Origin of the sequence: Arthrobacter sp. AZCC_0090, from assembly GCF_014207375.1 — a bacterium.
In the GTDB taxonomy this organism is placed as follows: Bacteria; Actinomycetota; Actinomycetes; order Actinomycetales; family Micrococcaceae; genus Arthrobacter.
The window spans coordinates 28,173-53,273 of the sequence record NZ_JACHEE010000005.1 but is presented as its reverse complement, the minus strand read 5'-3'; the positions used below and the strand labels follow the sequence as shown (position 1 = coordinate 53,273).

Here is a 25,101-nt window from a genome sequence, read left to right as displayed (position 1 = left end):
CATGCTCCTCACCGGAATGGCCTTGATGCTTTCAGCCATCCTGATCTTCGGGGTAGCCGTGATCCTGCCCAAAACCCCCGAGGTTCCGATGGATCGGAGACGGCCCTACCAAGTGGGCCCGGGCTCGCAGCTCACCCGTTTCGCAGGCTCGGCGGCCGATGTGCTCCATCGCGTCCTGGCGCGTCGCAACATTCGGATGTTCAACCGGGAAGAACTCGAAAACGCCGGCCTGCGAATGAGTCAAGCGGATTTCGTCATCCTCATGATTGCCGGTGCGCTCGTGGGTGCGCTGATCGGTCTTGTTGTTGGCGGGCCTTGGGTGGCTGTTTTGTTCTTTCTCCCTGCACCCTTGGTTGGACGGCTGGTCATCAGGTTCTTGGCGGGCAAAAGGCGAGCAAAATTCGATGACCAGCTCGGCGATACCCTCCAGCTGCTTGCCGGCGGATTGAGGGCCGGCCACAGTATCCTCCGTGCGATCGACGCCGCGGCCAATGAGTCAACCAGTCCTACGGCCGAGGAAATGCGCCGGATCATCACGGAGACCAGCCTCGGCAGAGATCTCGAAGCCTCGCTCAACGACACTGCAACGCGGATGCGGAGCGAGGACTTTGTATGGATAGCCCAAGCAATCCAAATCAACCGCGAGGTGGGAGGAAACCTGGCGGAGGTCCTGGACCAGGTCAACGAAACCATCCGAGAGCGCAGCGAGATCAAAGGGCACATCAAGTCCTTGGCCGCGGAGGGAAAGTTCTCGGGATACATCCTCATGGCGCTTCCCTTCGGCATCGTCACCATGCTCATGGTGGTCAACCCGGGCTACATGGAGCCGATGTTCACGCATCCGCTTGGATGGGGAATGATCGCGGCGTCGGCCATCCTCATGACTATCGGCGGGCTCTGGATGCGCAAGATTATCGACTTGAAGTTTTGAGGTGAACCGTGGATCCCCTTGTCTTGCTGTCGCTCCTCCTGGTGCCGCTACCGCTTTCCTACCTCGGATGGTCGTTCCTCTCCGTGGATCGCACAGCACAACGTGTGGTCCGGGAACTCCTGGCACGGGGCCTCGACGTCGCCGAAGTCGAGGAACAGGGCCGAACCGGCGTGCTGGAGCGCCTTGGCTACCGGCTCACCCCCGGAAGCTATGTCCAGAAGCTGGACAGGCTTCTTTCCTTGGCCGGCCGGCCGCCTTCGCTGCCTTTGGGACGCGTCCTCGCAGCAAAACCAGCGCTGGGTTTGTTTGGTGCCCTCTTTGGCTTGTTCATCAGCATCAACAGTTCGAGCGGGATCATCAAGCTCGTGGGGATATTTGTCGTGTTGCTTGGCTACTTTATCCCGGATCTGATGCTTTACAGCAAAGGACAGGAGCGTCAAAAGGCCATGCAATTGGAACTCGCAAATACCATGGACCAAATGCTGATTTCGGTCGAAGCCGGCCTCGGGTTTGAAGGAGCGATGGCCCGGGCCGGGGAAAATGGGAAGGGACCGTTGGCCGAGGAGCTGGTGCGCACGCTCCAGGACATGCAGGTTGGGCGGAGCCGCCGCGAGTCCTATCTGGCACTGGCCGAACGTACTAACGTTCCTGAACTCCGAAGCTTTGTGCAGGCCGTCATTCAGGCGGACACTTACGGTATTGCCATCAGCCGGGTCTTGAGGGTCCAAGCCAAAGTCATGAGGGTGAAGCGCCGCCAGCGTGCTGAAGAGAAGGCGATGAAGCTTCCAGTGATGGTCCTGTTCCCCCTTCTGCTCTTCATCTTCCCCGTGCTGTTCATCGCCATCCTGGGACCGGCTGTCATCAACGCCATAACTGCATTCAGTGGCGGCTGAGCCCCATAATTCGTTTGCGGTATTAAGAACTCCAGCCAAAAATCGCTAAATCAAGAAAGGCCTAAGATTTCCTTAAGATAAGCATAAGTTCGGATTTTTCCGGAAATCAGAAAGTAGCATTGGGTTATGTTCAGTTCAGGTTCCAGTGAGGTCAACGAGGAATCCGACCCCAGCCATGTGGGTTCGGCCGACGATTTCATCGGGCTGCCGACGGACCCGCTTGCTGAGCATCCGATACTGGACCTCGCAGAATTCCAGCTCCTGGAAGATCAGATGGACAATCCGCTGATTGCGCGGACCTTTGCGGGCGACTTCGCAAAACTGTGGGGGAGCCGGTACGAAATCCTCGCGGCCGCCGTCGAACGCGGTGACGCAGCCGCGGCACTGGACGCAATCCTCAGCCTGAGGACTTCTTCCACCATGGTGGGCGGAGTTCGCCTTTCGCTGCTTGCGTCACGCTTGGAGGAACACATACGAAATGGCGATTTGCGTGACGCCCATCCGCTGCTCAAAGCCATAGATGAATGCGGGCACGCTACGGTCCGCGAGCTAAAGGACAGCTACGTGCTCCGGAACGATTGACGTCAACAATCTAGTCCGGTCTTTTTGGGGCGAGCCGATAACCGACGCCCCGGACCGTCTGCAGAAAGCGCGGGGATTGTGGATCTTCACGGAGCTTTCGGCGAAGGTTGCCGATGTGGGTCTCAACAGCCCGTTCGTCGGCTTCGCTGATATACGCATTGTTGTCGTAGTAATCGCCACGTGCTGCTCGAACGAGGTCAGACCGCGTCCGCACCTCGCCTTTGGCGCGAAGCAAATCGAAGAGCAGATCGAATTCGCTTCGCGTCAAGGTCAAGGTGGAACCTTGAAGCGCAACCGTGCGTGATTTGTAGTTCAAGGCCAAGCCATTGTGCCTGATGACCGCTTGGTCGGGCCTGTCCGGGCGGGCCGAGTCGTCTTCGATCGAAGCACCGCTGGGAGGAGGACCGGTGCGATCCTCCTCCGGCAAAATAAGCTTGTCCGCCGTGCGTGGCCTGCGCATCATGGCAGTGACCCTGGCCCTCAATTCGCGGGGCAAGAACGGTTTCTTGATGTAGTCGTCCGCCCCCGTCAGGAAAGCCGTCAACGTGTCCGGTTCGTCGCGTCGGGCCGTCAGCATCACTACATATGCGTCGCTGAATTCCCGAATTCGCCGCAGGACCTCGTGGCCATCCATATCCGGAAGGCCAACATCCAGAGTCACCACCGCCGCGTGTTGATGCCGTACGACTTCCACGCCTTCGCGTCCGGTGGCGGCAGAATGCACCACAAATCCGGCTTCTTTGAGGATGGCGTCAACCAAATTTCGCACATCTTCGTCATCCTCAATGACTACGGCTACCCCAGGCTCGCTCATGACACCCTCGAGTCGGTGAACACCGCCGCACAGCCCAGCGCAATGCGGGAAGTTTCACCCAAATACCCACGATACAAGCATCGAAGGCATCTGGCATCTAATATGTGGATTATGTGCGGCTCCGAACTTTCAAGTCGATCGTGCGGGGCCGTGGTATTTGGCGATCTTTGGGGGCATCGTTGACTCCGTACGGTTGTTACAGGAATCGTTCGGAGCAGTAATTGGTTCGCGAATCTCCAACGAAGGGTCTCGACTTGAGTGAGCAGCCTTTTTTTCGCACGGCCGCCCGTTTCTTCAGAAAACTCCAACCCAGGGCTCGGTTGGCCGTCTGTGAATTGCCACTGACGCTCATCATCGCGGGCCTGGTGATCGCGGCACCTACTCTTTGGCCAGGCTTAATTCAGAATTGGTTGTTCGTGACCGGCGTCCTCCTCCACGGGATCCTGTTCCTGAGTTGCCTGTTGATCCCCTGGGAGCGCTTGGCGCCGAGCGCAGGCGTGGCAATCCCCATTTTGGATCTAGTTGCCCTTTGCTTCACGCGAAACGGCGCCTTCACTGCGGTACCAGGCCTCATCACGTTGGCTATCTTTCCTGTGATCTGGTTATCGGCCTCGGGCGTCCTTTCCAGGACAAGCCTGATCCTCAGCTTTGTTGGCCCATTCTTCATTGCGCTTCCGCCAGTTATTTCGCACTTGCCCCGTCCCACTGGGTCGGACATTTCCTCGGTGGTGCTTTTGCCCCTCATGATGTTCGCGATGGCAGTCTCCATTCGCTTGGCGGGGTCCAATGCCCGTCTCCAGCAGCGGCGGGTGAAACATCGGGATCAGGCCCTGCGGCAGTTGCTTGCCGCCAGCCGGGAGCGGGAGACACTGCTCAAGACAATCCTTGACACGATCGACGTCGGAATTGTCGCCGTCGATTCGAAGGGTGAGACCCTTCTGATCAACAACCAACAAAGGGCATTCCTTCGGATGGCAATGCCAGAGGAAGGCCCGTCGGGGCGCGGAGAACAGGACCTATTGGTTTTCGGCCAGGACCGGCGGACCCCGCTTCCACCTGAAAAGGGCCCCATTCGAAGGGCGGTTCACGGTGAAACATTTTCCGACTATCTCGTCTGGTTCGGCGCCGGCAGCGAACAGCGGGCCATCTCTACCGCCGCACGTGGCATGAAGAATGACCTAGACGACGAGTTCGGCGGGGCGGTCATCGTTTTCAGGGACGTGACCGACGTCGTCGGTGCCCTTGCGGCCAAGGACGAACTGGTGGCCAACGTTTCGCACGAATTCGGTTCGCCGCTCACATCGATTCTGGGCAATCTGGACCTCGTGCTCCGCGGCGATCAGAAGCTCCAGCCGGAAACAAAGAGGGGATTAGAAGTCGCGGCACGCAATGCCGAGCGGCTCCGTGCCTTGGTTGATGACCTGCTTTTGTCAGCCGTTGCGGTGGAGAGCGTGCATTTGCGGCGCACGGATCTGGCGGGGCTGATAGAAAATAGCCTGGTTTCTGCCCAAGCGCAGGCCGATGCCGCCAGCGTTGGCCTCGTCGCCGACGTGCCAGCGCCCCTTTGGGCAGACGCTGATCCATTGAGGCTGGGACAGGCCCTGGATAATTTGGTGTCCAACGCCATCAAATATTCACCCGACGGCGGGCAAGTAAGCGTCAGGGCGGCCCGGAACAATGGCTGGGTCCAGCTTGAGGTGCAGGACACGGGCATGGGAATGACCGTGGACGAGACCACCAGGATTTTTACCCGGTTCTTCCGGACAAATGCCGCCCGTCAGGCAGGGATTCCAGGCGTCGGCCTTGGGCTGTCCATCACCAAGTCCATTGTGGAACGCCACGGGGGCAGCATCACCTGCGAGAGCAGGCCCGGAAGGGGGAGCACGTTTGCTTTGGCGCTGCCCATTGAGCAGCCGCAACGGGAGAATTCCCCTACGTCGAGAACTGGCCCATGAGGTCTGGCACCGAGTAACGCGTGATCCTACGAGTAATCCGGGTAACCAGAATAGAGTACCCACTACTCGTGACTGACCCCAGGGCTAGCCGATTGAATGGGACGCAGTTGGTCTCAAGCGCAGTTCCTGGTCTCTGGGGGTTATCCGTATGTGTGTTTCCTGCAATTTTGTTGTGCCCATTCTGCGTCTCATGCTGAATGAGGTTGTCCGTTGAGCGCGGGAATGGAGTCCGCGGCCATGTTCGCGGGGTCCTTGCCCGGGCTGGTCCTCTTGTCCCTCGGCCAGACAATGGTGGTGGTGTGCCTGTGTTTTGACATGGTCCGCGCCATGTCGGTGCCCCGGTCGCACCGCCGTTATATGGCCAGCACCGTTTTCAGGACCCTGGCTGTGCCGTCAATCCTCGTCATGGGGGTCAGCGTCTTGGTTGACGCTATTTTCTGGTCCTGGACGGACTTGGTCATGGGCGTCTTCGTGATGGTGATGATCATTTTCCGGTGGCACAACGACAAGGACGAGGACAACTGGTGGAAAGGCAAGGGCAAGAAGCTGGCTCGCTGGGCGCGGAAACAACTGGCGCCCCGGCCTGTCTTGGCCCCGGCGATGGGCTGAGCCCCCTCGAACGTAAGAATGCCGGTCATATCCGGAGAAGCAGATCAGAGGCCTTGAACCCCTGGTCTGCTTCCGTGTGGGTACCGATTCTAAATATCGTGCAGCACTCCCGGCTTCCGTTGGTCCGATCAGATGCTCCGGATACGGGCGCCGGATTCTGCTCAATCATTCGATGTGGCAATTTCCCGAGCGTTGAATTCACGGGGCAAGCCACCCTCGGCCGAGGGAATGATCCAGCAGAATCCAACGCCGGCTTGGGTCCGGCCTGAACAGGCGCCTGATCCGAACCAAGCGCCCGTCCTGACCTCCTTCGGGAGGAACTCGGCCCAACACGCCGGCGACGCGCCGCTGACCAGGGCGATCCGGACTCAAAGAGGGTCAGGACGGGGCCCGCCGACAGCCCCACCGCGGGGCCCGCCGACAGCCCCACCGCGGGGCCTGCCGACAGCCCCACCGTGGGGCCTGCCACTAGTTGAGTGCGATCACCAGCATCTGGTTGGTGCCCGGGATGCACGTCTGCAGTACCGCCCGCGGAAAGCCGCCGAATACGGCAGCGACGTTGTTGGTGGTCCCACCTTGGGGCACCTGTCCGCGTCCCGTCACCGTGTACGTGCCGTAACCGGGGATGCTCACCGTCTCGCCGACGCCAATACCCGAGAAGCGTGCCCACCCTCCGCAGAAATCATGCTCGGTGATAAACAACGAGTATGCGTCGGTCGGAGTGAAGTGGATGGGGCCAATGCAACTGTCCACTGCGGCTTGCCCGCCTGAACCTGCGACGTAGATGGTCCGGACCGCAGGTGCGGGCGCAGGGGCTGGAGCGGGCACGGCTGCGGGGGCCGGAGCAGGAGCGGGTGCGGTGACGGCAACCGGCGGTCCTGTGAGCTTCAACACCTCGCCCGGCACGATGATGGAATAGGCGCTGAGTCCATCGGCCGCCAGCATCGCGTTGACGTCGACTCCGAACCTGGCGGCTATCGAGCCTACAGTGTCGCCGCTGGCGACTGTGTACGAGTTTGTGTCAGGCGCAGGCGCAGGCGCAGGAGCAGGCGCAGGCGCAGGCGCAGGAGGGGCTGCCACTGCGGCCGGCACCGGAGCTGCCGGCGCCGCGGCCGTCGCCCGTGCCAGAGGTGGCGTGGTGGCCGGGGCAGGACTCGCGGCCGGCGTCGGATTGGCTGCGGCCGGTGAAGGGGCTGCAATCACTGCTCCCGAGCCGATGCTCGGGGCGACTATGGCGCTCGTGCCTGCTGGTGTCAGTACCTGTGCGTAGTTTTGCGTCATCACGGCCGCCAGGACGACCGCCGCCACAATTGCCCAGGTAGCTATTGATGCCTTGTACCTGGTGATGGTTTTCACCACCCGGGATATCAAGGCGAAGATCCTGTCCCCGCCGATCCTGTGTCCGTACTCCTGTTGATACATCTCGAATCCCCGTAAATTATCGTTTCTGGGGGCCAGCCGGTTGGTTGGCCTGGGAAGTGATACGCGGGCGCAGGGGATGGCGCTTGTTGAGACCCTTTTGCTTAAATGCGCAGCACGGAGGAAGCCTCAATCCGCCCATTCGGATAAATCCATCAATGAGATTTATGAAAGAGGTATTCCTTTTCCTGCTGCAGGTGATTTGAGTGTAGAAATGGTAATTTCACTCCGCACGAGTGGGTGCCACTTGCTTTTGTTTCCCGCACCCAGCGGAACGCTCGTATCGGGGTCTCCACCTAGTGAGTGCCAGTGCATGGTGGCTGAGCTCCCACTCGCTTGGCAGGCCTGAGTGGTCGCGGAACGGAGGGGTGCCTAGATCCCGAGTAGGCGTAATTATTCCTAGGGAATTTCTTCGGAAATCCAACGCGTCATGCAAATTAGGGATCCGATAATCGTGCCGGGGGAGTTTATCCATCATCGTGGGGGAGGGCTTGACCGCTGCGACAGAATAGGTCCATGAGTCGAATCGCAATCATCGGTGGCCACGGCAAGGTGGCCTTGCAGCTGTCCCGCATCCTGAGCAACGAGGGTCACGCGGTCACGTCGTTCATCCGCAATCCGGAACACGCGCAGGAAGTCACGGCGACTGGTGCCGCTCCGGTAATCCTCGACGTCGAGAATTCGACGACGGCGGAGATCGCCTCTGCGCTTGACGGCCACGACGCGGTGGTGTGGTCCGCCGGGGCTGGCGGAGGCAATCCGCAACGCACCTATGCGGTGGACAGGGATGCCGCCATCCGCTCGATGGATGCCGCGACACAGACGGGCGTGGCGCGGTATGTCATGGTGTCTTACTTCGGGGCCGGACCCAGCCACGGCGTTCCCGAGGACAATAGCTTCTACGCCTACGCGGAAGCCAAGGCGGCAGCGGACGAATACCTCCGTGCAAGCGATCTCGACTGGACGATTCTCGGCCCTGGCGGGCTAACCAACATTCCAGGGTCGGCGCTCATTGAGGTTGATCCCGTGGACCCGGGTGCCGGGACAATGACTTCCCGGGCCAACGTTGCCTTGGTGGCTGCCGCGGTCCTGGAACTGCCCGAAACGGTTCGACGCACCATCGAGTTCCGGGATGGCGCCGTGCCTGTAGTGGACGCCCTCACGGCGCCCTGACCGCGCCCGGCGTAACGGCGCCCTGACCGCGCCCGGCGTAACGGCGCCTGACCGCGCCCGCCATGACCACACCCGGCCCCGCCCGGCCGGCGGCCAGGCCGGGATATGTTGGTAGGGCTAGTCCCTCGGCAGGTGCCCGGGACGCTGCCGCTACGACGTCTGGGGAAATCGGGAACATGGACCAGTTGGCACTCATTGTTGGATTGCTGCTTGCAACCGTCGTAGCCGTGGGCCTGGGGGACCGCCTGCGGCTACCGTACCCGGTGCTGATGCTGTTGCTGGCGGCGGCGATGACCTTCATTCCGGGCTTCCCGGATTTTGAGCTTTCACCCGAGTTGATCCTGCCGATCTTCCTCCCGCCTTTGCTGTTCGCGACTGCCCAGAAGAGTTCCTGGGCAGTGTTCCGGGTCCGCTGGCGGACCTTGCTGCTCATGGCCGTGGCGCTGGTGGTGGTGTCGACAGCGGTGGTTGCCGGAGCCGCGTGGCTCATGATTCCGGGTATCGGCATTCCTGCGGCGATCGCGTTGGGGGCCATGGTGGCTCCGCCGGACCCGGTGGCCGTTGAATCCGTCGCCGGCCGCGTCCACATGCCGCGCAGGCTCATTACCGTCCTGCAGAGCGAGGGCTTGTTCAACGACGCAGCCGCTATCGTGATCTTCCAGACGGCAGTGGCGGCGACCGTTTCCGGCACAAAGATGGGGGCCGACGTCGTCCTCCTGTTCGTCATCGGCGCGGCGCTGGCCGTCATTGTCGGCATCGCCATGGGCTGGTTGACCAGGCTGATCACCAAGCTCGTGACCTCCATGGTGGCGCGGAGCGCCGTGACGCTGGTGATTCCGTTTGCCGCCTACATCCTGGCCGAAGAGCTGCACGCCTCAGGGGTGATCGCCGTCGTCGTCACCGCGCTTGAGACGCAGCGGCACGCGCGGTCCCAAGACGCCGCCGAGAGGGTCACGCGCACCGCCTTCTGGGATGTGGTGGAACTCCTGGCCACGGGCCTGGCGTTCGGGCTGGTGGGGCTGGAGATCCGCCATGTGATCCGGGACGAAGGCTCGGCCATTTTCGGCATGATCGGCCCGGCGGCAGTGGTGTGCGTGCTGGTGTTTGTTGTCCGCTTCTTGTGGCTCGGGCTCTTGGCGATCTCGGCCCGCAAACGGAAGAACCTGCTGCAGCCGACGTCACCCAAGGAAGTTTTGATCCTCACGTGGTGCGGCATGCGCGGACTGGCCACCCTCGCCCTCGCGCTCGCGCTGCCGCTCACCATTGCGGACGGCAGTGACTTCCCGGCCCGGCACGAGATCCTGGTGATCGCGTGCGCGGTGCTGCTGGCAACCTTGGTGCTGCCGGGGCTGACGCTTCCGTGGCTCATGCGTGTGCTCAAGGCGTCCGAGGACGGTTCGCACGAGAAGGATGCCGCGCGCCTCTTGGCCAAGCGCGCCCAGACTGCGGCGATCTCTGCGCTCAAAGAACACGACCTGATGAAGGAGCTACCGGCAGACAAGGTGGCCCTCGTCAAGGAAAAGATGACCCGCCTGCATGCCGAGCTACTGGACGGGACACTGAAAAATGAGTCCGACGCCGAAAAGCGCCAACGCGGCAGGGAACTGGCCATCGCGGTGCAGACCATCGCCTTGGACGCCGCACGCCAGGAAGTGGTCGCTGCGCGGAGCGAGCCTGGCACAGATCCGGAAGTAGCCGACCGCGTGCTGCGCCAGCTGGATCTCCGCACCATGGCGATGCCGGACTAGCGGCCCGCGCCGACGGGAAACGGCCGGCACCGCAAGACGCGACTAGGCGCGCCGCAACACCAGATCCAAGGAGTTTTTCTCTACGTGGTCCAGTGCGTGGCGCACGGCGCCGATGCCCACAATCGCGTCGCCCAAGGGTGAGGCCGCGAGCCGCGGGGGAGTGGCCGTGTACGTGGCCAGCTTCCGGGCAGTCGGCTCGAGAAGGACCGACGCCGAATCTGCCACGGCGCCGCCGATCACCACGAGCTCCGGGTTGAGCATGATGGCCAGCGTGGAGACCACTCGGGCCAGCCGGTCCGAGAGCCGGTCCAGGATGTCCAGCGCCACCTTGTCGCCTTGGGCGGCGGCGGCGAAGACGTGTTGTGCAGTGACTTCGCGGGCGGCCGCGGTGCGCAGCGTGGTTTTGGACTTTCCCGCCAAGGCTTCCGCCGCCCACAACCTGGCCAGGGCGGCGAGGCCTTCGGGAGAGCCTACTCCCTCCACCATGTCCAGGTAGGCCATCTCGCCAGCGCCGCCGCGGCTGCCATGAAGCAGGCGGCCGGATTCCACCAGGCCCGCGCCGAAACGCTCGCCGGCCAAGAGTACGGCGAGGTCCTGGACGCCGCTGCCGGCGCCGCGCCAACATTCGCCTAGTGCGGCAAGGTTGGCGTCATTCTCCAGCAGTACCGCCCATCCGTGCAGATCGTGCAGGGCCTTCTTCAGGCCGACGTCGAACAGGCTCCAGAACGGCTGGCTGACAAGGATGTTTCCGTCCCGGTCCACCGGTGCGGCAAGCCCGGCCGTCACCGCGAGGACTTTCTCCGGCGCCACTCCGGCAGCCTCGAGGGCGATTAGCGCGGTTTGGCTGATGACACGGATCCGTTCCCCGGCTTCAATCTCCCTGGCGCGAAATGGCTTGCTGGCCCGTCCCGTGGTCTTGCCGCGTAGATCAGCCACCACCACGGTGGTTTTGAGGACGCCGACGTCGATTCCCAGGACGCACCCGGCGCTTTCGTCGAGCTCGAAGCGCCGTGCGGGCCGGCCTTTCTGGTAGGTATCGGAATCTTTTTCCAGCTCGCGGATCCAGCCCCGGGCCATGAGGTCTTCGCACACGGAAATGGTGGTGGCGCGGGTCAGTCCGGTGGCGTCTATCAGCTCAGAAACCGTCACGGCGTTGGAGGAACGGATGGCTCCGAGCACGGTGGCCGCGTTGAACCGCCGGAGCATCTGCGGAGTGGCAGTCGCGATTTCAGGCATGGCTGTTGACCTCCTGTAGGTATGCGTCACATAATACTTGAGGTACTAAATTTAGATTCTAAATAAAAGTCCCATCCATCGAAGCGTCGACACAGAACAGGAATCTCTTTTGTCCTCCACCGCCACCTTGGCAACTCTCCCCGACTCAGGGCGCTCCGAGCGCATGGCCGATCCCAACTGGTGGCGCCAGGCTGCTGTCTACCAGATCTACCCCCGTAGCTTTTCCGATGCGAACGGCGATGGCCTGGGCGATATCAAGGGCATTACCGCCAAGGTTCGGTATCTGAAAGCGCTGGGGATCGACGCCGTCTGGTTGAGCCCGTTCTATCCTTCGGCTCTTGCTGACGGCGGCTACGACGTCGATGACTACCGCAACGTGGACCCGAAGCTGGGCACCCTAGCGGATTTCGATGAGATGGCAGCTGCCCTGCACGCTGCAGGCATCAAATTGATCGCGGACATCGTTCCGAACCACTCCTCGGACCGGCACGAATGGTTCAAGGAAGCGCTGGCTTCCCCGAAGGGCTCGGCAGCCCGTGAACGCTACATCTTCCGCGATGGCTTGGGCGAGAAGGGCGAACTGCCTCCGGCCGACTGGGACTCGGTCTTCGGCGGCCCGGCGTGGGAGCGCATCACCGAGCCGGACGGCACTCCCGGACAGTGGTACATGCACATCTTCACCAAGGAGCAGCCGGACTTCAACTGGGACAACCGGGAGGTTCGTGAAGATTTCCTGAAGACCCTGCGCTTTTGGTCCGACCGTGGCGTGGACGGCTTCCGCATCGACGTCGCCCATGCACTGACGAAGGACCTGCCGGAGGTTCTGCCCTCCAAGACCGAGCTGCCGAAGGAAGGCGAAAACGCCTTGGGCGCCCATCCGTTCTGGGACCGGGACGAGGTGCACGAGATCTACGCCGAGTGGCGCAAGGTCTTCAACGAGTACAACCCGCCCCGGACAGCCGTCGCCGAAGCGTGGGTGCACGCGGACCGCCGCGCCCGCTACGCGAGCCCTGAAGGACTGGGCCAGGCCTTCAACTTCGACCTTCTCCAGGCCGACTTCGATGCCGAACAGTTCCGTACGATCATCACCAAGAACCTCGCCGAGGCCGCAGCATCGGGTGCCTCGTCCACGTGGGTCTTCTCCAACCACGACGTCGTCCGGCACGCCACCCGTTACGGCCTGCCCGCGGGTGGTGGCCGTGACGGCTTGGGCCAGGACGGCAAACAATGGCTGCTCGACGGCGGTTCGGCCGCCGACGTCGACGCCGAGCTCGGTTTGCGCCGTGCCCGCGCCGCGTCGCTGCTGATGTTCGCCCTGCCGGGTTCCGCGTACCTGTACCAGGGCGAAGAACTTGGACTGCAGGAAGTCGGCGACATCGTTGACGGCGAGCGCCAGGACCCGGCGTTCTTCCGCAACCCGGGTGTCGACGTCGGCCGTGACGGCTGCCGTGTCCCGCTGCCGTGGACCAGTGAAGGTTCGTCGTTCGGTTTCGGCGATGGACATGCCCACTTGCCGCAGCCTGAATGGTTCGCCGGCTACGCCGTGGCGGAACAGCAAAACGTTCCGGGTTCCACGCTAGAGCTGTACCGCAAGGCCCTTGAACTGCGTTCGGAACTTCGGGCGGCCGAAGACCTTGAGTGGATCCCCTCCAGCAACGAGTCGGTGCTGCACTTCGTGCGGCCCAACGGCTGGCAATCGGTGACGAACTTCGGCGCCGAGCCCGTGGCACTTCCGGAAGGCACCGTCGTCGTGAGCAGCGCACCGCTCGACGGCGGCAAGCTCCCGGCAAACACGACCGTCTGGATCGTGTAACTCTGGCCCTCGTTGCACGTGAAAGAGTTGGAAAAATGACTGCAAAGAGCAAAGTCGCGTCCGGCCGGCTCATCTATGGCTGCATGGGCCTTGGAGGTCCATGGGAAGGCAGCGATTACGGGAGTGGCGAGATTGAGCAAGCCGCGGCCGCGATCGAAGCCGCCATGGGCATCGGCATTACCTTGTTCGACCACGCCGACATCTACCGCGGCGGCAAGTCGGAAGCCGTGTTCGGCGAAGTGCTGTCCCGGACGCCAGGGCTGCGGGAGAAGATCCAACTCCAGACCAAGTGCGGAATCACGCTCGGTCAACCTGGAATCGAAGGACATTACGATCTCAGCAAGGACGCCATCCTGGAACGCGTCAACGGAAGCCTGCAGCGGCTCAGGACCGATTACGTCGACGTGCTGTTGCTCCACCGCCCGGACCCGCTGATGGAACCCGCAGAGGTGGCGTCCGCCGTCGGGCAGCTCGTGGCGGAAGGCAAAGTGGGGCAACTGGGCGTGTCCAACATGTCCGGTGCGCAGATTGCCTTCCTGCAGGACGAATTGGAGGTGCCGATCGTGGCCAACCAGCTGGAGATGAGCCTGCACCGGCGGGCTTGGCTCGAGAGCGCTGTCCTGGTCAACCACGACGACGCCCTCGGCTATAGCTTCCCGCACGGCACCCTGGAGCACTGCGTCAGGCAAGGGATCGAGCTGCAGGCCTACGGTTCCCTCGCCCAGGGTCGGTACACGGGCTCGACGCCGGATTCCCCGACTGTCGCCGACACCGCAACTGCCGCTCTGGTCGCCCAGCTCGCGGAAGCAAAGGGTGTCACCCCCGAAGCTGTGCTATTGGGGTGGCTCATGAAGCATCCGGCGCGTATTTCCCCTGTGCTGGGCAGTTCCAACCCTGCGCGGATCGCTGCCTGCGCGGATGCTGCAGCCGTTGCCGAAGCCATGACGCGGACCGAGTGGTACGGCCTGTGGGTGGCTGCGCGGGGCAGCAAGCTCCCCTAAAGCGCGTTAAACCCAACTGACTCGCAGTAGGTGTCGTTTTGAGCCCTGTAAACGACAACAACTGCGAGTCAGTTGGGCTAAGGCGGCTACAGCGGCGCGACAACCGAATAGGCGGACGAGTCACCCTGGATCGACTGGCTCGGCTTGCCGTCCACGCCCAGCGGAATGTCGCCGGCGATGGTCACGCGGTTCAGCTTGCGCGGCTGGCCGTCGTAGTTGTCAGGGGCGTAATGCTGGGTGATGCGGTTGTCGAACAGCACCAACTGGTTCGGTTCCCAATTCACCCGCACCACGTTTTCCGGACGGGTGACGTAGGCCTGCAGCAAGCGGATGATGTCCTTCGACTCCGTGTTGGACAGCCCCACGATCCGCAGTCGCTGCGCGAAGCCCCCAATGAACAATCCGCGCTCGCCGGTCAAGGGATGGACACGCACCACCGGGTGGGCGGTTTCGAACTTGATGCGCGTGAATTCCTTGCGGCGCTCATCGGCATTCTCATGTTCCAGGTTCTTCGGCACCGAGTAGTCGTAGTCGTTGGTGTGGATGGCCCACAGGGTGTCCGCGAAGTTCCGCAGCTCCTCGGGCAGGTCCCGGTACGCGCCGGCTGAGGAAGCAATCAGGGTTTCCCCGCCGTATCCCGGCAGATCGATGCTGCGCAACGTGGACGCCTGCGGCGGGTTGACCACGAACGTGACGTCGGTGTGCCAATTGTTTGCCGAGCCGTTCTCACTGTCCACGGGCAGCACGTTGGCTTCGCCTTCCACAGAAGCCACGGTCGGGTGCGCCTTGGTGAGCGGGCCGAAATGGCTGGCGAACTTCACCTGGGCCTCGTCGCTGAGAATATTGGCCTCGCGGAACACGAGCGCCTTGTGCTCGTTGAGGGCAGCCCGGATTTGAGCCACAGTTTCGGCGGAGAGATCGCCGCTCAGGTCAAAGCCTCGGATTTCGGCGCCGATACGCGAGCCGAGCTTGGCGAATTCGAGCTTGGTTTCGGTAATGACAGACATTATGTTCCTTTACTTGTTTGATGGGTTATGAGGTTGGATTGACGGTCAGGAACCGGACCCGACGGCGGTCCGCCAACGCGAGAAGTGCCGTTCCAAGGCGACGAGGAGGAAATTCACAGCCAAGCCCAGGAGGGACACCGTGAGGATGCCGGCGTACATGTCCGGAATGAGGAAACTGCTCTGCGCGTTCACGATGAGGTAGCCGAGCCCGGCCTTCGCCCCCACCATTTCCGCGGCGATCAACACCAAAATGGAGGCAGTGCCGGCCATGCGGATTCCCGTGAAAATGGTGGGCACCGCGGAAGGCAAGATCACTTTGCGGAACAGGGCGAGGCTCGAGAGGCCGAGTGATTTCGCGGCCCGGATGAGCAGCGGATCCACGGTCTTGACGCCCGCGATCGTGTTCAGCAGGACGGGAAAGAACGCCGCGTAGGCCACGATGCTGATCTTGGACTCCTCGCCGATCCCGAGCAGCAGTGTGAAGACAGGCAGCAGTGCAAGCGCGGCAGTGTTACGGAACAGTTCCAGGAGCGGGTTCAACACCGAATTGAGCCGTCCGTACCAGGCGATCAGCAGACCGAGGGAAACGCCAGCCACGAGGGCCGCGCCGAATCCCGACACCGAACGGGTGAGGCTCGCGGCCAAATGCCCTTGGATGGTGCCGGATTCGAACAGCTTGCCCCACGCGGCCAGGACCTCGTGCAAGGGCGGCAGGAATACCCGGGTTGACGGGCTGGCCAGATATGTCGGCCCGAGTTCCCAGAGAGCCAGGAACGCGATGATCCCTGCGGACTTCCACAGGCCGGAACCGGCGCGGGCGGCGGCCGTCCGCACAAAGGCGAGTATCGCCGTCGTGCTCCGACGCCCCGCCTCAACAGGACCGGAGCGCCCGACGTCGGGCGCTTGCTTTGGGGCGGCGCTCGCCGCGGGCTGTTGGGTGAGTGTTGCGGTCATCAGGCTGCGCTCCTTTCGGGAGTTGTTCCAGGGACTTCATCCGGGGCGGTGCCGTCCGGCAGGATCTTGCGGTGCCCGGCGTCCTGGGCCAGGCGGACTTCGTCGTGCAGCAAGGTCCAGACCTTGTGCCGTTGTTCGACGAAGGCGGGATGCGAGCGGATGTCGTCCTCGCCGTCGCGGTCCGGGATGTCGACCTCCACGATTTCCTTGAGCCGTCCGGGCCGCGCGCTGAGGACTGCGACGCGCTGGCCCAGGTACACGGCCTCGTCGATGCCATGGGTGATGAACACGATCGTCTTGCCCGTGGCCTGCCAGATCCGCAGGAGCTCGTCCTGGAGTTGTTCACGGGTCTGGGCATCCAACGCGGCGAAGGGTTCGTCCATGAGGAGCACATCGGGCTCATAAGCGAGGCTCCGGGCGATGGCCACGCGCTGTTTCATGCCGCCCGAGAGCTCATGCGGAAAACGGTCCTCAAAGCCGGCCAAACCAACCAGCTTGAGGTATTCGCTGGCCTTGGCGGCACGTTCGCGGCGGTTGGGCTTGCGCCCGTCGATGCCCCTGCCTTCGAGCCCGATCGACACATTGGCCGACGCCGTGCGCCAGGGAAAGAGCGCGTACTGCTGGAAAACAACGGCACGGTCCTTCCCGGGTCCCTTCACAGGCCGGCCGTCCACCAATACCTCGCCGGAGGTGGGCGTGGACAGGCCAGCCAGGAGGTCCAACAAGGTGGTCTTGCCGGAACCGCTGGGCCCCACCAACGTGAGGAATTCGCCGTCGCGCACGTCGAGGCTCAAGGAGTCAAGGGCGGTCAGGGTGCTGGGCTCTTTCGTGCCGGTCTTGCCAGTCGCGCCGGTCGGGGAGGCCTTGGAGCCCTTGCCGGCGCGGACAGTGAACTTCTTGGTGACGTTGCGGAGGCTGATTTTGACGGTCATGGCTATCCGTTCTTCGCTGTGCTCGCGGCGGGGCTTGCCGCGAGATCGTTGAACTTGTTGGTGTAGTACTTCGAGGGCGTGAGATCGGTCTTCACAATCCCCGAACTCTTCAGCCACGAAGACCAGCGCGTGAAGTCCTCGTCCTTGATGACGCCGTTGTCCGGTACGCCTGGGCTCTTCCAGTACTGCAGGTTCGCGGTACTCTCATTGCGTCCGCGGGCGTCGATGATCTTCTTGAAGCGCGCGATTACTTCGTCGCGCGGCGTCTCGGTCTCCCACTTGATGGCCTTGGCCACGCCTGTGGCGAAGGTCCGCGCTGTATTGGGGTTCTTTTCGATGAAGTCGTTGCGGAGGACGATCTGCCCGCCGGCGAAGGTGCCGAAGAGTTCGTAGTCGTTGAAGAGCGAGCGCAGGCCACCCGCGGCGACGGCGTGGTCCTGCAGGACGCCTCCCAAGGTTCCGACATCCACCTGACCCCGGCGGACGGCTTCCTCCGTGTCGTTGGGCGCCAGCGGGACAAGCTGGACTTGCTTGATTTCGTCCTGGCTGAGGCCGTTCTTGCTGAGATAGCTGCTGATGACGGCTTCGGCATGGGCGCCCAGCGTGTTGACCGCGATCTTCTTGCCGATGAGGTCCCTGGCGGATTTGATGGAACTGTCCGCCTTGACGTAGAAGCCGTTAAAGGTCTTCGCGTCCTCGCCGTAGTAGTTCACGACGGCGGTCACCGGAGCCCCTGCCTCAACCAGCTTCACCACAGCCCCTGCGAACGCACCGCCAAAGTCGGTCTGGTTGGTGGCCGCCGACTGGATGTCCTGCGGGCCACTGGTCGTGTTGCCTACCCAGTTGAGCCTGATGTCACCCAGATAGCCCAGGTCCGCCGCCAACTCGGGGAGGCCGACGTTGTTCGCCGAACCCTGGTAACGGAGATCCTTGACCTCGGGCTGGCCGGCTTGTTGGTCTCCCGCCTGGGCGTTGCCGCCGCAACCGGTCACCGTCAGCGCAAGTACGACGGCGGCCGCGACGCTTAGCAGGGGCTGTTGCAGTTTCATGGGAGCTACTTTCCGGGGAATGAGTGTCGTTGGTCCGGTCGTGATCTGGAGTAGACCGAAGTGCCGGTGGGAACGATGTAAGCGCATGTCCACTGCTCAGGGGAAGCCTGGCAGTAACGCCAGGAAACGCCAGGAAACGCCGGGAAACCGGGGGAAATCCGGCGAAATGCCCGCGCAACTCCGGGCAATGCAAGGACACAATTCGCCCTGCGTCGCTGCGTTGAGCTGCGTTGAGCTGCGGGCTCCCCAAAGTGCGCCAAACCCAACTGACTCGCAGTTGTTGTCGTTTTCGCGGCGCATAACGACAACAACTGCGAGCTAGTTGGGGTGGGACGGCCTGTCACAATCGTTTTGTTCGTATTGATGCTCACACCTGCGCCCTATTCTTAGCGTTCCTGGCGGCTGGCCGGATACGGTAGATACATGACGTCTAGCACCGCCGCCGAATCCATTCGGTCCACCCGCAACATTCCCGCAGACATTGCCCGCTCCTGGCTCCTCGTGAATGCCATGAAGACGGAGCTTTTCGACCAGTCGGCCTCATCGCGCGCGGACGCCATCATCCTTGACATCGAAGACGCGGTGGACCCGTCCCAGAAGGACATTGCCCGCGACAACGTCATCAACTGGCTGACCGCTGGCGGCCAGGCCTGGGTTCGCATCAACGACGCCACGAGCCCGTTCTGGGCCGATGACCTCGCCGGTCTCCGCGGCACGCCCGGTCTCTTGGGCGTCATGCTGGCCAAGACCGAGTCCGCGGACCAGGTCACCGAGTCCTTCCACCGCATGGATGGCAAGACTCCTGTTGTGGCCCTCGTGGAGTCGGCCCTCGGCATCGAGGAAGCCAACCACATTGCCCGCGCCCAGGGTGCCTTCCGCCTGGCCTTCGGTTCGGGCGACTTCCGCCGGGACACCGGCATGGCCGCCACGCCCGAGGCGATGGCCTACCCCCGGGCCAAGCTGGTTGTCGCCAGCCGCGTGGGCAACCTCCCGGGTCCCATCGACGGCCCTACCGTCGGTACCAACCACCCGATCCTGCGCGAGCAGACCGGGATCACGGTGACCATGGGCATGACCGGCAAGCTCTGCCTGGCCATCGACCAGACCACGGTCATCAACGAGGTCATCAGCCCCACGCCGTCGGATGTCGCCTGGGCCACCGACTTCATGAACGACTTCGAAGCCAACGGCAGGGTCATCCGCGACGGCTCCGACCTTCCGCGACTGGGCCGCGCCGAGAAGATCATGAAGCTCGCCGTGGCTTTCGGGGTCCAGCCCTCCCTGTAAAGAGCATCCACCGACGCTCGCTCACTTATTTCCGGCTTTTTCACGACGCTCGCTCACTTATGACGGCAATTCCCGAAACGCCCGCGCAGATGATGTGAGCTAGCGTTCGCCTATAGCCGTTGATATGTGAGCGTGCGTTCGCCCATAACCGTTGATATGTGAGCGAGGGTCGGCACGTGGCCTAAACTTGGGTCGTGCTGAACGAATTCTGGGCAACTGCTTCCACCACCTACAAGACGCTGGTTTTCAGCGCGATGGGGCTTATCGCCGTCGGGATCATCCTCACGATTGTCGGCAACACCTCACATAATCAAGGCCTTGCGCTAGCCTCGCTGGCTGTGATCGGGCTCGGCCTGGTCCTGCATGTCGTGGGCATGGTGGTCCGCGGGCAGCAGATCCGCAAGGGCTTGAAGCAGCAGATCCGCAAGGGCTTGAAGAAGTAACCGACCGGAGTGTAGCTATGACCGAGCATGCCGTGTTGATCGTCGGAGCAGGTCCAGTAGGGCTGATGTTGGCGGGCGAGCTGGCGTTGGCGGGCGTCGACGTCGCGATTGTCGAGCGGCGCGCAAACCAGGATCTCGCGGGATCACGTGCAGGCGGTTTGCACTCGCGCACCATCGAGGTCCTCGATCAGCGCGGAATCGCTGACCGGTTCCTGTCGCAAGGGCAGAAAGCACAGGTCGCGGGGTTCGCTGGCGTGCGTCTGGACATCAGCGACTTTCCCATGCGGCACAACTACGGCCTCGGGCTGTGGCAAAACCATATCGAGCGCATCCTGGCCGGCTGGGTCGCTGAGCTGGCGGTACCGATCTATTACGGACGCGAGGTGACCGGTTTCGCTCAGGACGAGACCGGCGTCGATGTCGAGCTGTCCGCCGGCCAGCGGTTACGGGTGGAGTATCTCGTCGGTTGCGATGGAGGCCGGAGTGTCATCCGGAAGGCGGCCGGTATCGAGTTCCCCGGCTGGGATCCGACCACCAGCAGCCTGATCGCCCAGGTCGAGATGGCCGAGGAACCCGAATTGGGGATCCACCACAATGCCTTTGGCATCCATTCCTTCGGCAAGTTGGATTACGAGATCCGCGACGGCCAGGTGGTCTACAAGGATGGTGGCCCGGTAGGGGTCATGGTGACCGAAGAGCACGTCGGGCACGCGGGCGAACCGACCCTGCGCGACCTCAGAGAAGCGCTCATTGCCGTGTGCGGGACCGATTACGGGGTCCACAGCCCGATCTGGATTTCCAGGTTCACCGACATGTCGCGGCAAGCTGCGGCCTACCGCGACAGGAGGATCCTCCTGGCCGGCGACGCCGCCCACGTGCACGCCCCGGACGGAGGGCAGGGCCTCAATATCGGTGTACAGGATGCGGTGAACCTGGGATGGAAGCTTGCCCAAGTGGTCAACAGGACATCACCGGAAAGCCTTCTTGATACGTACCACGCCGAGCGCCACCCGGTGGCTGCCCGCGTGCTGCGCAATACGATGGCGCTGACCGCGCTTCGCCGCCCGGACGAACGCACGAAGGCCGTGGGCGAGGTTATTGCCGAGCTCCTCGGCATGGAGGAGCCCTGTAAGCGCTTCGCCGCGATGCAGTCCGGTCTGGACGTCCATTACGACGTCGGCGAGGGCCACTCGCTATTGGGACGTCGCATGCCCGATCTCGAGCTGGTCACAGCTAGCGGCCCGTTGCGCGTCTTCAGCCTGCTGCACGACGCCCGGCCGGTGCTCCTCAACCTCGGCGAGCCCGGCGGCCTCGACATCGCCCCATGGGCAGATCGGGTTCAATTGATCGACGCCGAATACCGTGGTGTGTGGGAGCTTCCGGCAATCGGGGAGGTCGCTGCTCCCGTCGCGGTGCTGATTCGACCCGACGGATACGTGGCCTGGACGGGAGATCAAACCCAGGTGGGCCTCGCTGACGCGCTCACCACGTGGTTCGGACCGCCTACCGCGGAGTAGCCGCCCGGCTTCGACGCTAATCCGGAGACGCCGCCAGGGCCGATAGGGTTGGACTATGACTATTAACCCGGATTTGCAGGGCCGCAGCTACCCTGCCGCAGAGGTGTACGACGTCGGCCGCGAAAAGATCCGGGAGTTCGCCCGGGCCGTGAAGGCCACCCATCCCGCCCACTTCGACGTCGAAGCCGCCAAAGCCCTTGGCCACGACGACCTCGTCGCCCCGCCGACCTTCGCCATCATCGTCGCCCAGCGGGCCGATGCCCAGCTGATCGAGGACCCGGATTCCGGGATTGACTTCAGCCGGGTGGTGCACGCCGACCAGCGCTTCACGCACCACCGCGCGATCGTTGCCGGGGATCAGTTGCGGGCCGAACTGCACGTCGACGGCGTCCGCGCCATGGGAGGCGGGGCCATGATCACCACCCGTTCGGAAATCTTCGCAGTCCGCGAGGATAACCAGCGCGAAAGGGTCGCCACCACCACATCGTCCATCCTGGTCCGCGGAGAGGGACAGTAGCCATGACCTTGAAACTTGAAGAACTCACCGTCGGGCAGGAAATCGGCACCCGCAGCATCGAGGTCACCCGCCAGGACCTCGTCAAGTACGCGGGCGCGTCCGGCGACTTCAACCCGATCCACTGGAACGAAGCCTTCGCCACCGGCGTCGAGCTGCCGGGCGTCATAGCGCACGGCATGTTCACCATGGGTTCGGCCGTGCAATTGGTGAGCGACTGGGCAGGCGACCCTGCCGCCGTCGTCGACTACCAGACGCGTTTCACCAAACCGGTGCTCGTCGCCGACACCACGGGTACCAGCGAGCCCGGTGCCGTGATCGAGGTTGCCGGAGTGGTGGGAGCGCTCGACGCCGAAGCCCGCACCGCGCGCATCGACCTGACCGTCACCTTTGCCGGGCAGAAGGTCCTCATGAAGTCCCAGGCCGTTGTGAAGCTCGCTTGAGCAGGCTGCAACAATCAGCACCTCGCGCCACCGCGGCGGATTTGTCGCGGTGGCGCAATGCTGTGGTGGTCGCGTACGGCGCGAGCGGCCTGGCCTTCTCGTCCTGGGTGTCCAGATTGCCCGCCATTCGCGACGGATTGCACCTGACGCCTGGCACTGTAGGCCTCTTGTTGATGTGCATGACGGTGGCATCGTTCCTCTCTGTGTCCGCTTCCGGGGTGATCGTGATCCGGCTTGGATCACGCCTGACCACACGAATCGGCGGTGCCATGGTGGGCCTCGGCCTGGCGGTCGCTGGTTTTGGCACGTCGGTGCTGGCCAACGCTGTGGTGGTGGCGGCCGGGCTCATGGTGATCGGCCTCGGCACAGCCAGCTGGAATACGGCGTCGAATGTCGAGGGAGCATCGCTGGAACGCGCCCTTGAACGGCACATCATGCCCCGCCTCCACGGATCCTTCAGCCTTGGCACCGTTGCGGGCGCAGGACTTGGTGCTTGGGCCGCTGCAGCGGGACTGCCGGTCTTTTGGCATCTGGCTGCGGCCGGCCTGGTGGTCGCCGTCTCAGTGGTGACAGCCGCTGCCTGGTTCCGTGCGGACTCGACGCCGGTAGCACCAGCCAAGGCCTTCAAGCCCGAAAAGCTGGACACCTTCGAAGATCCTTCAACCGGTCCCTTGCCCATCATCCAGCCCGGCCAGCAGAAACCGGCCGAACCACTGGACAGTAAACGCATGGTGGCCCGGGCCTGGCGTGAACGCAGGACCCTCCTGCTCGGCCTGCTCGTCCTGGGGCTCGCCTTGGCTGAGGGCGCGGCGGGGGACTGGGTGGCCTTGGCGTTGGCAGATGGCCACGGCCAATCCGATGCTGCCGGAGCCGTGGGCTATGGAATCTTCGTGACATTCATGACGGTGGGACGCTTTGCCGGGACGGTGGTCCTGGACCGCTTTGGCCGCGTTCCGGTGATGCGTTGGTGTTCGGCGACTGCCGTGGTCGGCCTGGCGCTGTTTGTCTTCTCGCCGGTGCCGTGGCTGGCCTTCGTGGCCCTGGCCATCTGGGGGCTCGGTGCTTCCTTGGGTTTCCCGGTGGGCATGTCCGCTGCCGCGGACGATCCAGCCCACGCAGCGGCCCGGGTTTCGGTGGTGTCCACGATCGGCTATGGGGCTTTCCTTTGCGGTCCGCCGCTGTTGGGCCTGCTGGCGGAGCACTTCGGCATCCTGCATTCCTTGCTCGCAGTCCTGGTCCTGCTCGTCGCGAGCTTCTTCCTGGCGCCCGTCTCGCGGAAGCGCGCCCCTGAGCCAGTGCGTTCTTGAGCCAGCGCGTTCTTGAGTCGGCTCGCGCTGGCAATCCCCGCTAGGCTTGATTGGTGACCCAGACGATGCTTTCCGAACTGACCACGGCCGCTGTGGGTGGCCCTGCCGGCACCTTTGTGGAGGCCCGCACCGAGGCCGAAATCATCGACGCCGTCCGTTCGGCGGATGCTGCCGGCGAGAAGCTGCTCATCATCGGTGGCGGATCCAATCTGTTGATCTCCGACGCCGGATACCCAGGCACCGTGCTCAAGATCGCTTCGCAAGGATTCACCGTCAACTCGGAAGATAGTTGTGGCGGAGTCTCGGTGGTGGTCCAAGCAGGGCACAATTGGGATGCTCTCGTGGAGCATTCCGTGCTGCACGCGTGGTCCGGGCTGGAGGCCCTCTCCGGCATCCCCGGAGCGACGGGCGGCGCCCCGGTACAGAACGTGGGCGCCTACGGTGCCGACGTCTCCCAGACCATCGCAGCTGTCCGCACGTGGGACCGTGAACGCAACGCTGTGCAAACCTTCACCAACTCGGAGCTCAAGTTCGGCTACCGGGACTCCATCCTCAAGCAGACCACTATCCAGGGTTCGCCCCGTTACGTGGTGCTGACGGTTGAGTTCCAGTTGGCGCTCGGACGCATGAGCGCACCCATCCGTTACGCAGAGCTAGCCCGGTCCCTGGGCGTCGAGGCCGGGAAGCGCGCGTATTCCAACGATGTCCGGCGGGAAGTCTTGCGGCTGCGTGCCTCCAAGGGCATGGTCCTGGACGCTTCGGACAGGGACACGTATTCCACGGGTTCCTTCTTCACCAACCCGATTGTTCCGGCCGCCGCGGCTGCATCCCTGCCGGAGGGCGCACCGCAGTACCCGGCGGGAAGCGATGGCCTCGTGAAGCTTTCGGCGGCCTGGCTGATCGATCAGGCCGGATTCGCAAAGGGGTTCGGACTCGATCCCGCGAGTGTGTCAGGTGGCCGTGCCTCCCTCTCCACCAAACACACCCTGGCCATCACCAACAGGGGAGAGGCTCGCGCGGAGGACATGGTGGCAATCGCGCGCGAGGTGCGCCGTGGCGTCGTCGAGCGTTTTGGCATCGAGCTGCATCCGGAACCGCTGCTGATCGGTTTGGCGTTGTAGCTTCGGTTGGAGCCAGGTCAGTAGCTCCTTCCGCTGGGCCTATTTGTTTTTCGGGACATCGGCGGGTGGGCTTCCTGGATAGTGCCCCAGAGGCCCGATCTCCCAGCGGTCTTCTACCCAGCTCAGCCAGATGGTGATAGTAATTGCTGCGCCATCGGCCGACTTTGCCTGGACGGTGGCGTCATAATTCGTTGTGCCGCCAGGGGCCCTATACGAGACCCGGTAGTCGGTGTCATTGACCCCACCCCATTTCCTGATCCAGTCATCGGCGTCCTTCTCGACTTCAGCGAATTCCGCCGGGGCCATGGTTTTAAGGCCGGCGGCGTCTTTGGCATGGAGATAGGACATCACTC

At 63.2% G+C, this 25,101-nt stretch carries 25 protein-coding genes; 16 read left to right on the top strand and 9 right to left on the bottom strand.

Annotated features, from left to right (window positions below; all coding sequences use genetic code 11):
- Position 1: 1 nt before the first annotated feature.
- The 3 genes from HNP00_RS09445 (at position 2) to HNP00_RS09435 (ending at position 2,406) form a co-directional block, all read left to right on the top strand.
- Complete coding sequence (locus HNP00_RS09445) at positions 2-931, top strand: type II secretion system F family protein (protein ID WP_184738321.1); 930 nt, start codon at positions 2-4, stop codon at positions 929-931.
- 8 nt (positions 932-939) lie between these two features.
- Positions 940-1,824 (top strand): type II secretion system F family protein, encoded by an 885-nt coding sequence (locus tag HNP00_RS09440; RefSeq protein ID WP_184738319.1) that lies wholly within the window; start codon positions 940-942, stop codon positions 1,822-1,824.
- A gap of 126 nt (positions 1,825-1,950) precedes the next feature.
- Positions 1,951-2,406 (top strand): Hpt domain-containing protein, encoded by a 456-nt coding sequence (locus HNP00_RS09435; protein ID WP_184738317.1) that lies wholly within the window; start codon positions 1,951-1,953, stop codon positions 2,404-2,406.
- 10 nt (positions 2,407-2,416) lie between these two features.
- Here HNP00_RS09435 and HNP00_RS09430 read toward each other — a convergent pair whose 3' ends face one another.
- Positions 2,417-3,220, bottom strand: coding sequence for a response regulator transcription factor (locus HNP00_RS09430; RefSeq protein ID WP_184738315.1), 804 nt, complete (start codon positions 3,218-3,220; stop codon positions 2,417-2,419).
- Between the two features lie 400 nt (positions 3,221-3,620).
- Positions 3,621-3,989, bottom strand: a complete 369-nt coding sequence (locus tag HNP00_RS23630) for a hypothetical protein (protein ID WP_311770542.1) — start codon at positions 3,987-3,989, stop codon at positions 3,621-3,623.
- On the opposite strand from HNP00_RS23630, the gene HNP00_RS09425 reads away from it, so the two are divergent.
- Together HNP00_RS09425 and HNP00_RS09420 are read left to right on the top strand one after the other, a co-directional pair.
- Entirely contained in the window at positions 3,976-5,175 is a 1,200-nt protein-coding gene (locus HNP00_RS09425; protein ID WP_311770541.1) for a HAMP domain-containing sensor histidine kinase, read from the top strand. The two genes, HNP00_RS23630 and HNP00_RS09425, sit on opposite strands and share 14 nt — an antisense overlap.
- Before the next feature lie 222 nt (positions 5,176-5,397).
- Positions 5,398-5,784, top strand: a complete 387-nt coding sequence (locus tag HNP00_RS09420) for a hypothetical protein (protein WP_184738842.1) — start codon at positions 5,398-5,400, stop codon at positions 5,782-5,784.
- 468 nt (positions 5,785-6,252) lie between these two features.
- On the opposite strand, the gene HNP00_RS09415 is transcribed toward HNP00_RS09420, so the two are convergent.
- Positions 6,253-7,206 (bottom strand): LysM domain-containing protein, encoded by a 954-nt coding sequence (locus HNP00_RS09415; RefSeq protein WP_184738313.1) that lies wholly within the window; start codon positions 7,204-7,206, stop codon positions 6,253-6,255.
- Positions 7,207-7,719: 513 nt separating this feature from the next.
- On the opposite strand from HNP00_RS09415, the gene HNP00_RS09410 reads away from it, so the two are divergent.
- Positions 7,720-8,376, top strand: a complete 657-nt coding sequence (locus HNP00_RS09410) for an NAD(P)H-binding protein (RefSeq protein ID WP_184738311.1) — start codon at positions 7,720-7,722, stop codon at positions 8,374-8,376.
- Between the two features lie 176 nt (positions 8,377-8,552).
- Complete coding sequence (locus tag HNP00_RS09405; protein ID WP_184738309.1) at positions 8,553-10,124, top strand: Na+/H+ antiporter; 1,572 nt, start codon at positions 8,553-8,555, stop codon at positions 10,122-10,124.
- Positions 10,125-10,166: 42 nt separating this feature from the next.
- Here HNP00_RS09405 and HNP00_RS09400 read toward each other — a convergent pair whose 3' ends face one another.
- Positions 10,167-11,360 carry an ROK family transcriptional regulator gene (locus tag HNP00_RS09400; protein WP_184738307.1) on the bottom strand — a complete coding sequence of 398 codons (1,194 nt, stop codon included), beginning with the start codon at positions 11,358-11,360 and terminating at the stop codon, positions 10,167-10,169.
- 109 nt (positions 11,361-11,469) lie between these two features.
- Here HNP00_RS09400 and HNP00_RS09395 point away from each other — a divergent pair, with 109 nt between their 5' ends.
- Positions 11,470-13,173, top strand: coding sequence for a glycoside hydrolase family 13 protein (locus HNP00_RS09395; protein ID WP_184738305.1), 1,704 nt, complete (start codon positions 11,470-11,472; stop codon positions 13,171-13,173).
- Positions 13,174-13,208: 35 nt separating this feature from the next.
- Positions 13,209-14,174 (top strand): aldo/keto reductase family oxidoreductase, encoded by a 966-nt coding sequence (locus HNP00_RS09390; protein ID WP_260404880.1) that lies wholly within the window; start codon positions 13,209-13,211, stop codon positions 14,172-14,174.
- An 86-nt stretch (positions 14,175-14,260) separates the two neighbouring features.
- On the opposite strand, the gene HNP00_RS09385 is transcribed toward HNP00_RS09390, so the two are convergent.
- Genes HNP00_RS09385 through HNP00_RS09370 form a run of 4 tightly spaced genes read right to left on the bottom strand, consistent with a single transcriptional unit; the run spans position 14,261 to position 18,116 of the window.
- Positions 14,261-15,181 (bottom strand): TauD/TfdA family dioxygenase, encoded by a 921-nt coding sequence (locus HNP00_RS09385; protein WP_184738303.1) that lies wholly within the window; start codon positions 15,179-15,181, stop codon positions 14,261-14,263.
- A gap of 45 nt (positions 15,182-15,226) precedes the next feature.
- Positions 15,227-16,135, bottom strand: coding sequence for an ABC transporter permease (locus HNP00_RS09380; RefSeq protein WP_184738301.1), 909 nt, complete (start codon positions 16,133-16,135; stop codon positions 15,227-15,229).
- On the bottom strand, positions 16,135-17,067 hold the full coding sequence (locus HNP00_RS09375) for an ABC transporter ATP-binding protein (protein WP_184738298.1): 933 nt from the start codon (positions 17,065-17,067) through the stop codon (positions 16,135-16,137). Before HNP00_RS09375 ends, HNP00_RS09380 begins: the two co-directional genes overlap by 1 nt.
- 2 nt (positions 17,068-17,069) lie before the next feature.
- Positions 17,070-18,116: an ABC transporter substrate-binding protein gene (locus HNP00_RS09370; protein WP_184738296.1), complete on the bottom strand. Its 1,047-nt coding sequence runs from the start codon at positions 18,114-18,116 to the stop codon at positions 17,070-17,072.
- Between the two features lie 423 nt (positions 18,117-18,539).
- Between HNP00_RS09370 and HNP00_RS09365 the strand changes: the two genes are divergently transcribed.
- The 7 genes from HNP00_RS09365 to HNP00_RS09335 all read left to right on the top strand — a co-directional run bounded on the left by HNP00_RS09365 (position 18,540) and on the right by HNP00_RS09335 (position 24,748).
- A complete protein-coding gene (locus HNP00_RS09365) occupies positions 18,540-19,403 on the top strand; it encodes a CoA ester lyase (protein ID WP_184738294.1) in 864 nt (287 codons plus the stop codon).
- Between the two features lie 194 nt (positions 19,404-19,597).
- Positions 19,598-19,846 carry a DUF3188 domain-containing protein gene (locus HNP00_RS09360; RefSeq protein ID WP_184738292.1) on the top strand — a complete coding sequence of 83 codons (249 nt, stop codon included), beginning with the start codon at positions 19,598-19,600 and terminating at the stop codon, positions 19,844-19,846.
- Positions 19,847-19,863: 17 nt separating this feature from the next.
- Positions 19,864-21,363 (top strand): FAD-dependent monooxygenase, encoded by a 1,500-nt coding sequence (locus tag HNP00_RS09355; protein WP_184738290.1) that lies wholly within the window; start codon positions 19,864-19,866, stop codon positions 21,361-21,363.
- A gap of 55 nt (positions 21,364-21,418) precedes the next feature.
- Positions 21,419-21,880: a MaoC family dehydratase N-terminal domain-containing protein gene (locus tag HNP00_RS09350; RefSeq protein ID WP_184738287.1), complete on the top strand. Its 462-nt coding sequence runs from the start codon at positions 21,419-21,421 to the stop codon at positions 21,878-21,880.
- Positions 21,881-21,882: 2 nt separating this feature from the next.
- Positions 21,883-22,320 (top strand): MaoC family dehydratase, encoded by a 438-nt coding sequence (locus HNP00_RS09345; protein ID WP_184738285.1) that lies wholly within the window; start codon positions 21,883-21,885, stop codon positions 22,318-22,320.
- A complete protein-coding gene (locus tag HNP00_RS09340; protein WP_260404879.1) occupies positions 22,317-23,627 on the top strand; it encodes an MFS transporter in 1,311 nt (436 codons plus the stop codon). The genes HNP00_RS09345 and HNP00_RS09340 overlap by 4 nt, the downstream gene beginning before the upstream one ends.
- Before the next feature lie 53 nt (positions 23,628-23,680).
- Complete coding sequence (locus tag HNP00_RS09335) at positions 23,681-24,748, top strand: UDP-N-acetylmuramate dehydrogenase (protein ID WP_184738283.1); 1,068 nt, start codon at positions 23,681-23,683, stop codon at positions 24,746-24,748.
- A gap of 39 nt (positions 24,749-24,787) precedes the next feature.
- Here the strand turns inward: HNP00_RS09335 and HNP00_RS09330 are convergent, their stop codons facing one another.
- The gene (locus HNP00_RS09330; RefSeq protein WP_221451366.1) at positions 24,788-25,096 is read right to left on the bottom strand and encodes a hypothetical protein; all 309 of its coding nucleotides are present in this window, start codon (positions 25,094-25,096) and stop codon (positions 24,788-24,790) included.
- Positions 25,097-25,101: the final 5 nt, after the last annotated feature.

Bases quoted from the DNA above. Each gene is read 5' to 3' on its own strand.
- HNP00_RS09445 (WP_184738321.1), top strand. From the start codon at position 2: ATGCTCCTCACCGGAATGGCCTTGATGCTTTCAGCCATCCTGATCTTC.
- HNP00_RS09435 (WP_184738317.1), top strand. From the start codon at position 1,951: ATGTTCAGTTCAGGTTCCAGTGAGGTCAACGAGGAATCCGACCCCAGC.
- HNP00_RS09430 (WP_184738315.1), bottom strand. From the start codon at position 3,220: ATGAGCGAGCCTGGGGTAGCCGTAGTCATTGAGGATGACGAAGATGTG.
- HNP00_RS09425 (WP_311770541.1), top strand. From the start codon at position 3,976: ATGGCAGTCTCCATTCGCTTGGCGGGGTCCAATGCCCGTCTCCAGCAG.
- HNP00_RS23630 (WP_311770542.1), bottom strand. From the start codon at position 3,989: ATGGAGACTGCCATCGCGAACATCATGAGGGGCAAAAGCACCACCGAG.
- HNP00_RS09420 (WP_184738842.1), top strand. From the start codon at position 5,398: ATGGAGTCCGCGGCCATGTTCGCGGGGTCCTTGCCCGGGCTGGTCCTC.
- HNP00_RS09415 (WP_184738313.1), bottom strand. From the start codon at position 7,206: ATGTATCAACAGGAGTACGGACACAGGATCGGCGGGGACAGGATCTTC.
- HNP00_RS09410 (WP_184738311.1), top strand. From the start codon at position 7,720: ATGAGTCGAATCGCAATCATCGGTGGCCACGGCAAGGTGGCCTTGCAG.
- HNP00_RS09405 (WP_184738309.1), top strand. From the start codon at position 8,553: ATGGACCAGTTGGCACTCATTGTTGGATTGCTGCTTGCAACCGTCGTA.
- HNP00_RS09400 (WP_184738307.1), bottom strand. From the start codon at position 11,360: ATGCCTGAAATCGCGACTGCCACTCCGCAGATGCTCCGGCGGTTCAAC.
- HNP00_RS09390 (WP_260404880.1), top strand. From the start codon at position 13,209: ATGACTGCAAAGAGCAAAGTCGCGTCCGGCCGGCTCATCTATGGCTGC.
- HNP00_RS09385 (WP_184738303.1), bottom strand. From the start codon at position 15,181: ATGTCTGTCATTACCGAAACCAAGCTCGAATTCGCCAAGCTCGGCTCG.
- HNP00_RS09380 (WP_184738301.1), bottom strand. From the start codon at position 16,135: ATGACCGCAACACTCACCCAACAGCCCGCGGCGAGCGCCGCCCCAAAG.
- HNP00_RS09375 (WP_184738298.1), bottom strand. From the start codon at position 17,067: ATGACCGTCAAAATCAGCCTCCGCAACGTCACCAAGAAGTTCACTGTC.
- HNP00_RS09370 (WP_184738296.1), bottom strand. From the start codon at position 18,116: ATGAAACTGCAACAGCCCCTGCTAAGCGTCGCGGCCGCCGTCGTACTT.
- HNP00_RS09365 (WP_184738294.1), top strand. From the start codon at position 18,540: ATGACGTCTAGCACCGCCGCCGAATCCATTCGGTCCACCCGCAACATT.
- HNP00_RS09355 (WP_184738290.1), top strand. From the start codon at position 19,864: ATGACCGAGCATGCCGTGTTGATCGTCGGAGCAGGTCCAGTAGGGCTG.
- HNP00_RS09350 (WP_184738287.1), top strand. From the start codon at position 21,419: ATGACTATTAACCCGGATTTGCAGGGCCGCAGCTACCCTGCCGCAGAG.
- HNP00_RS09345 (WP_184738285.1), top strand. From the start codon at position 21,883: ATGACCTTGAAACTTGAAGAACTCACCGTCGGGCAGGAAATCGGCACC.
- HNP00_RS09330 (WP_221451366.1), bottom strand. From the start codon at position 25,096: ATGTCCTATCTCCATGCCAAAGACGCCGCCGGCCTTAAAACCATGGCC.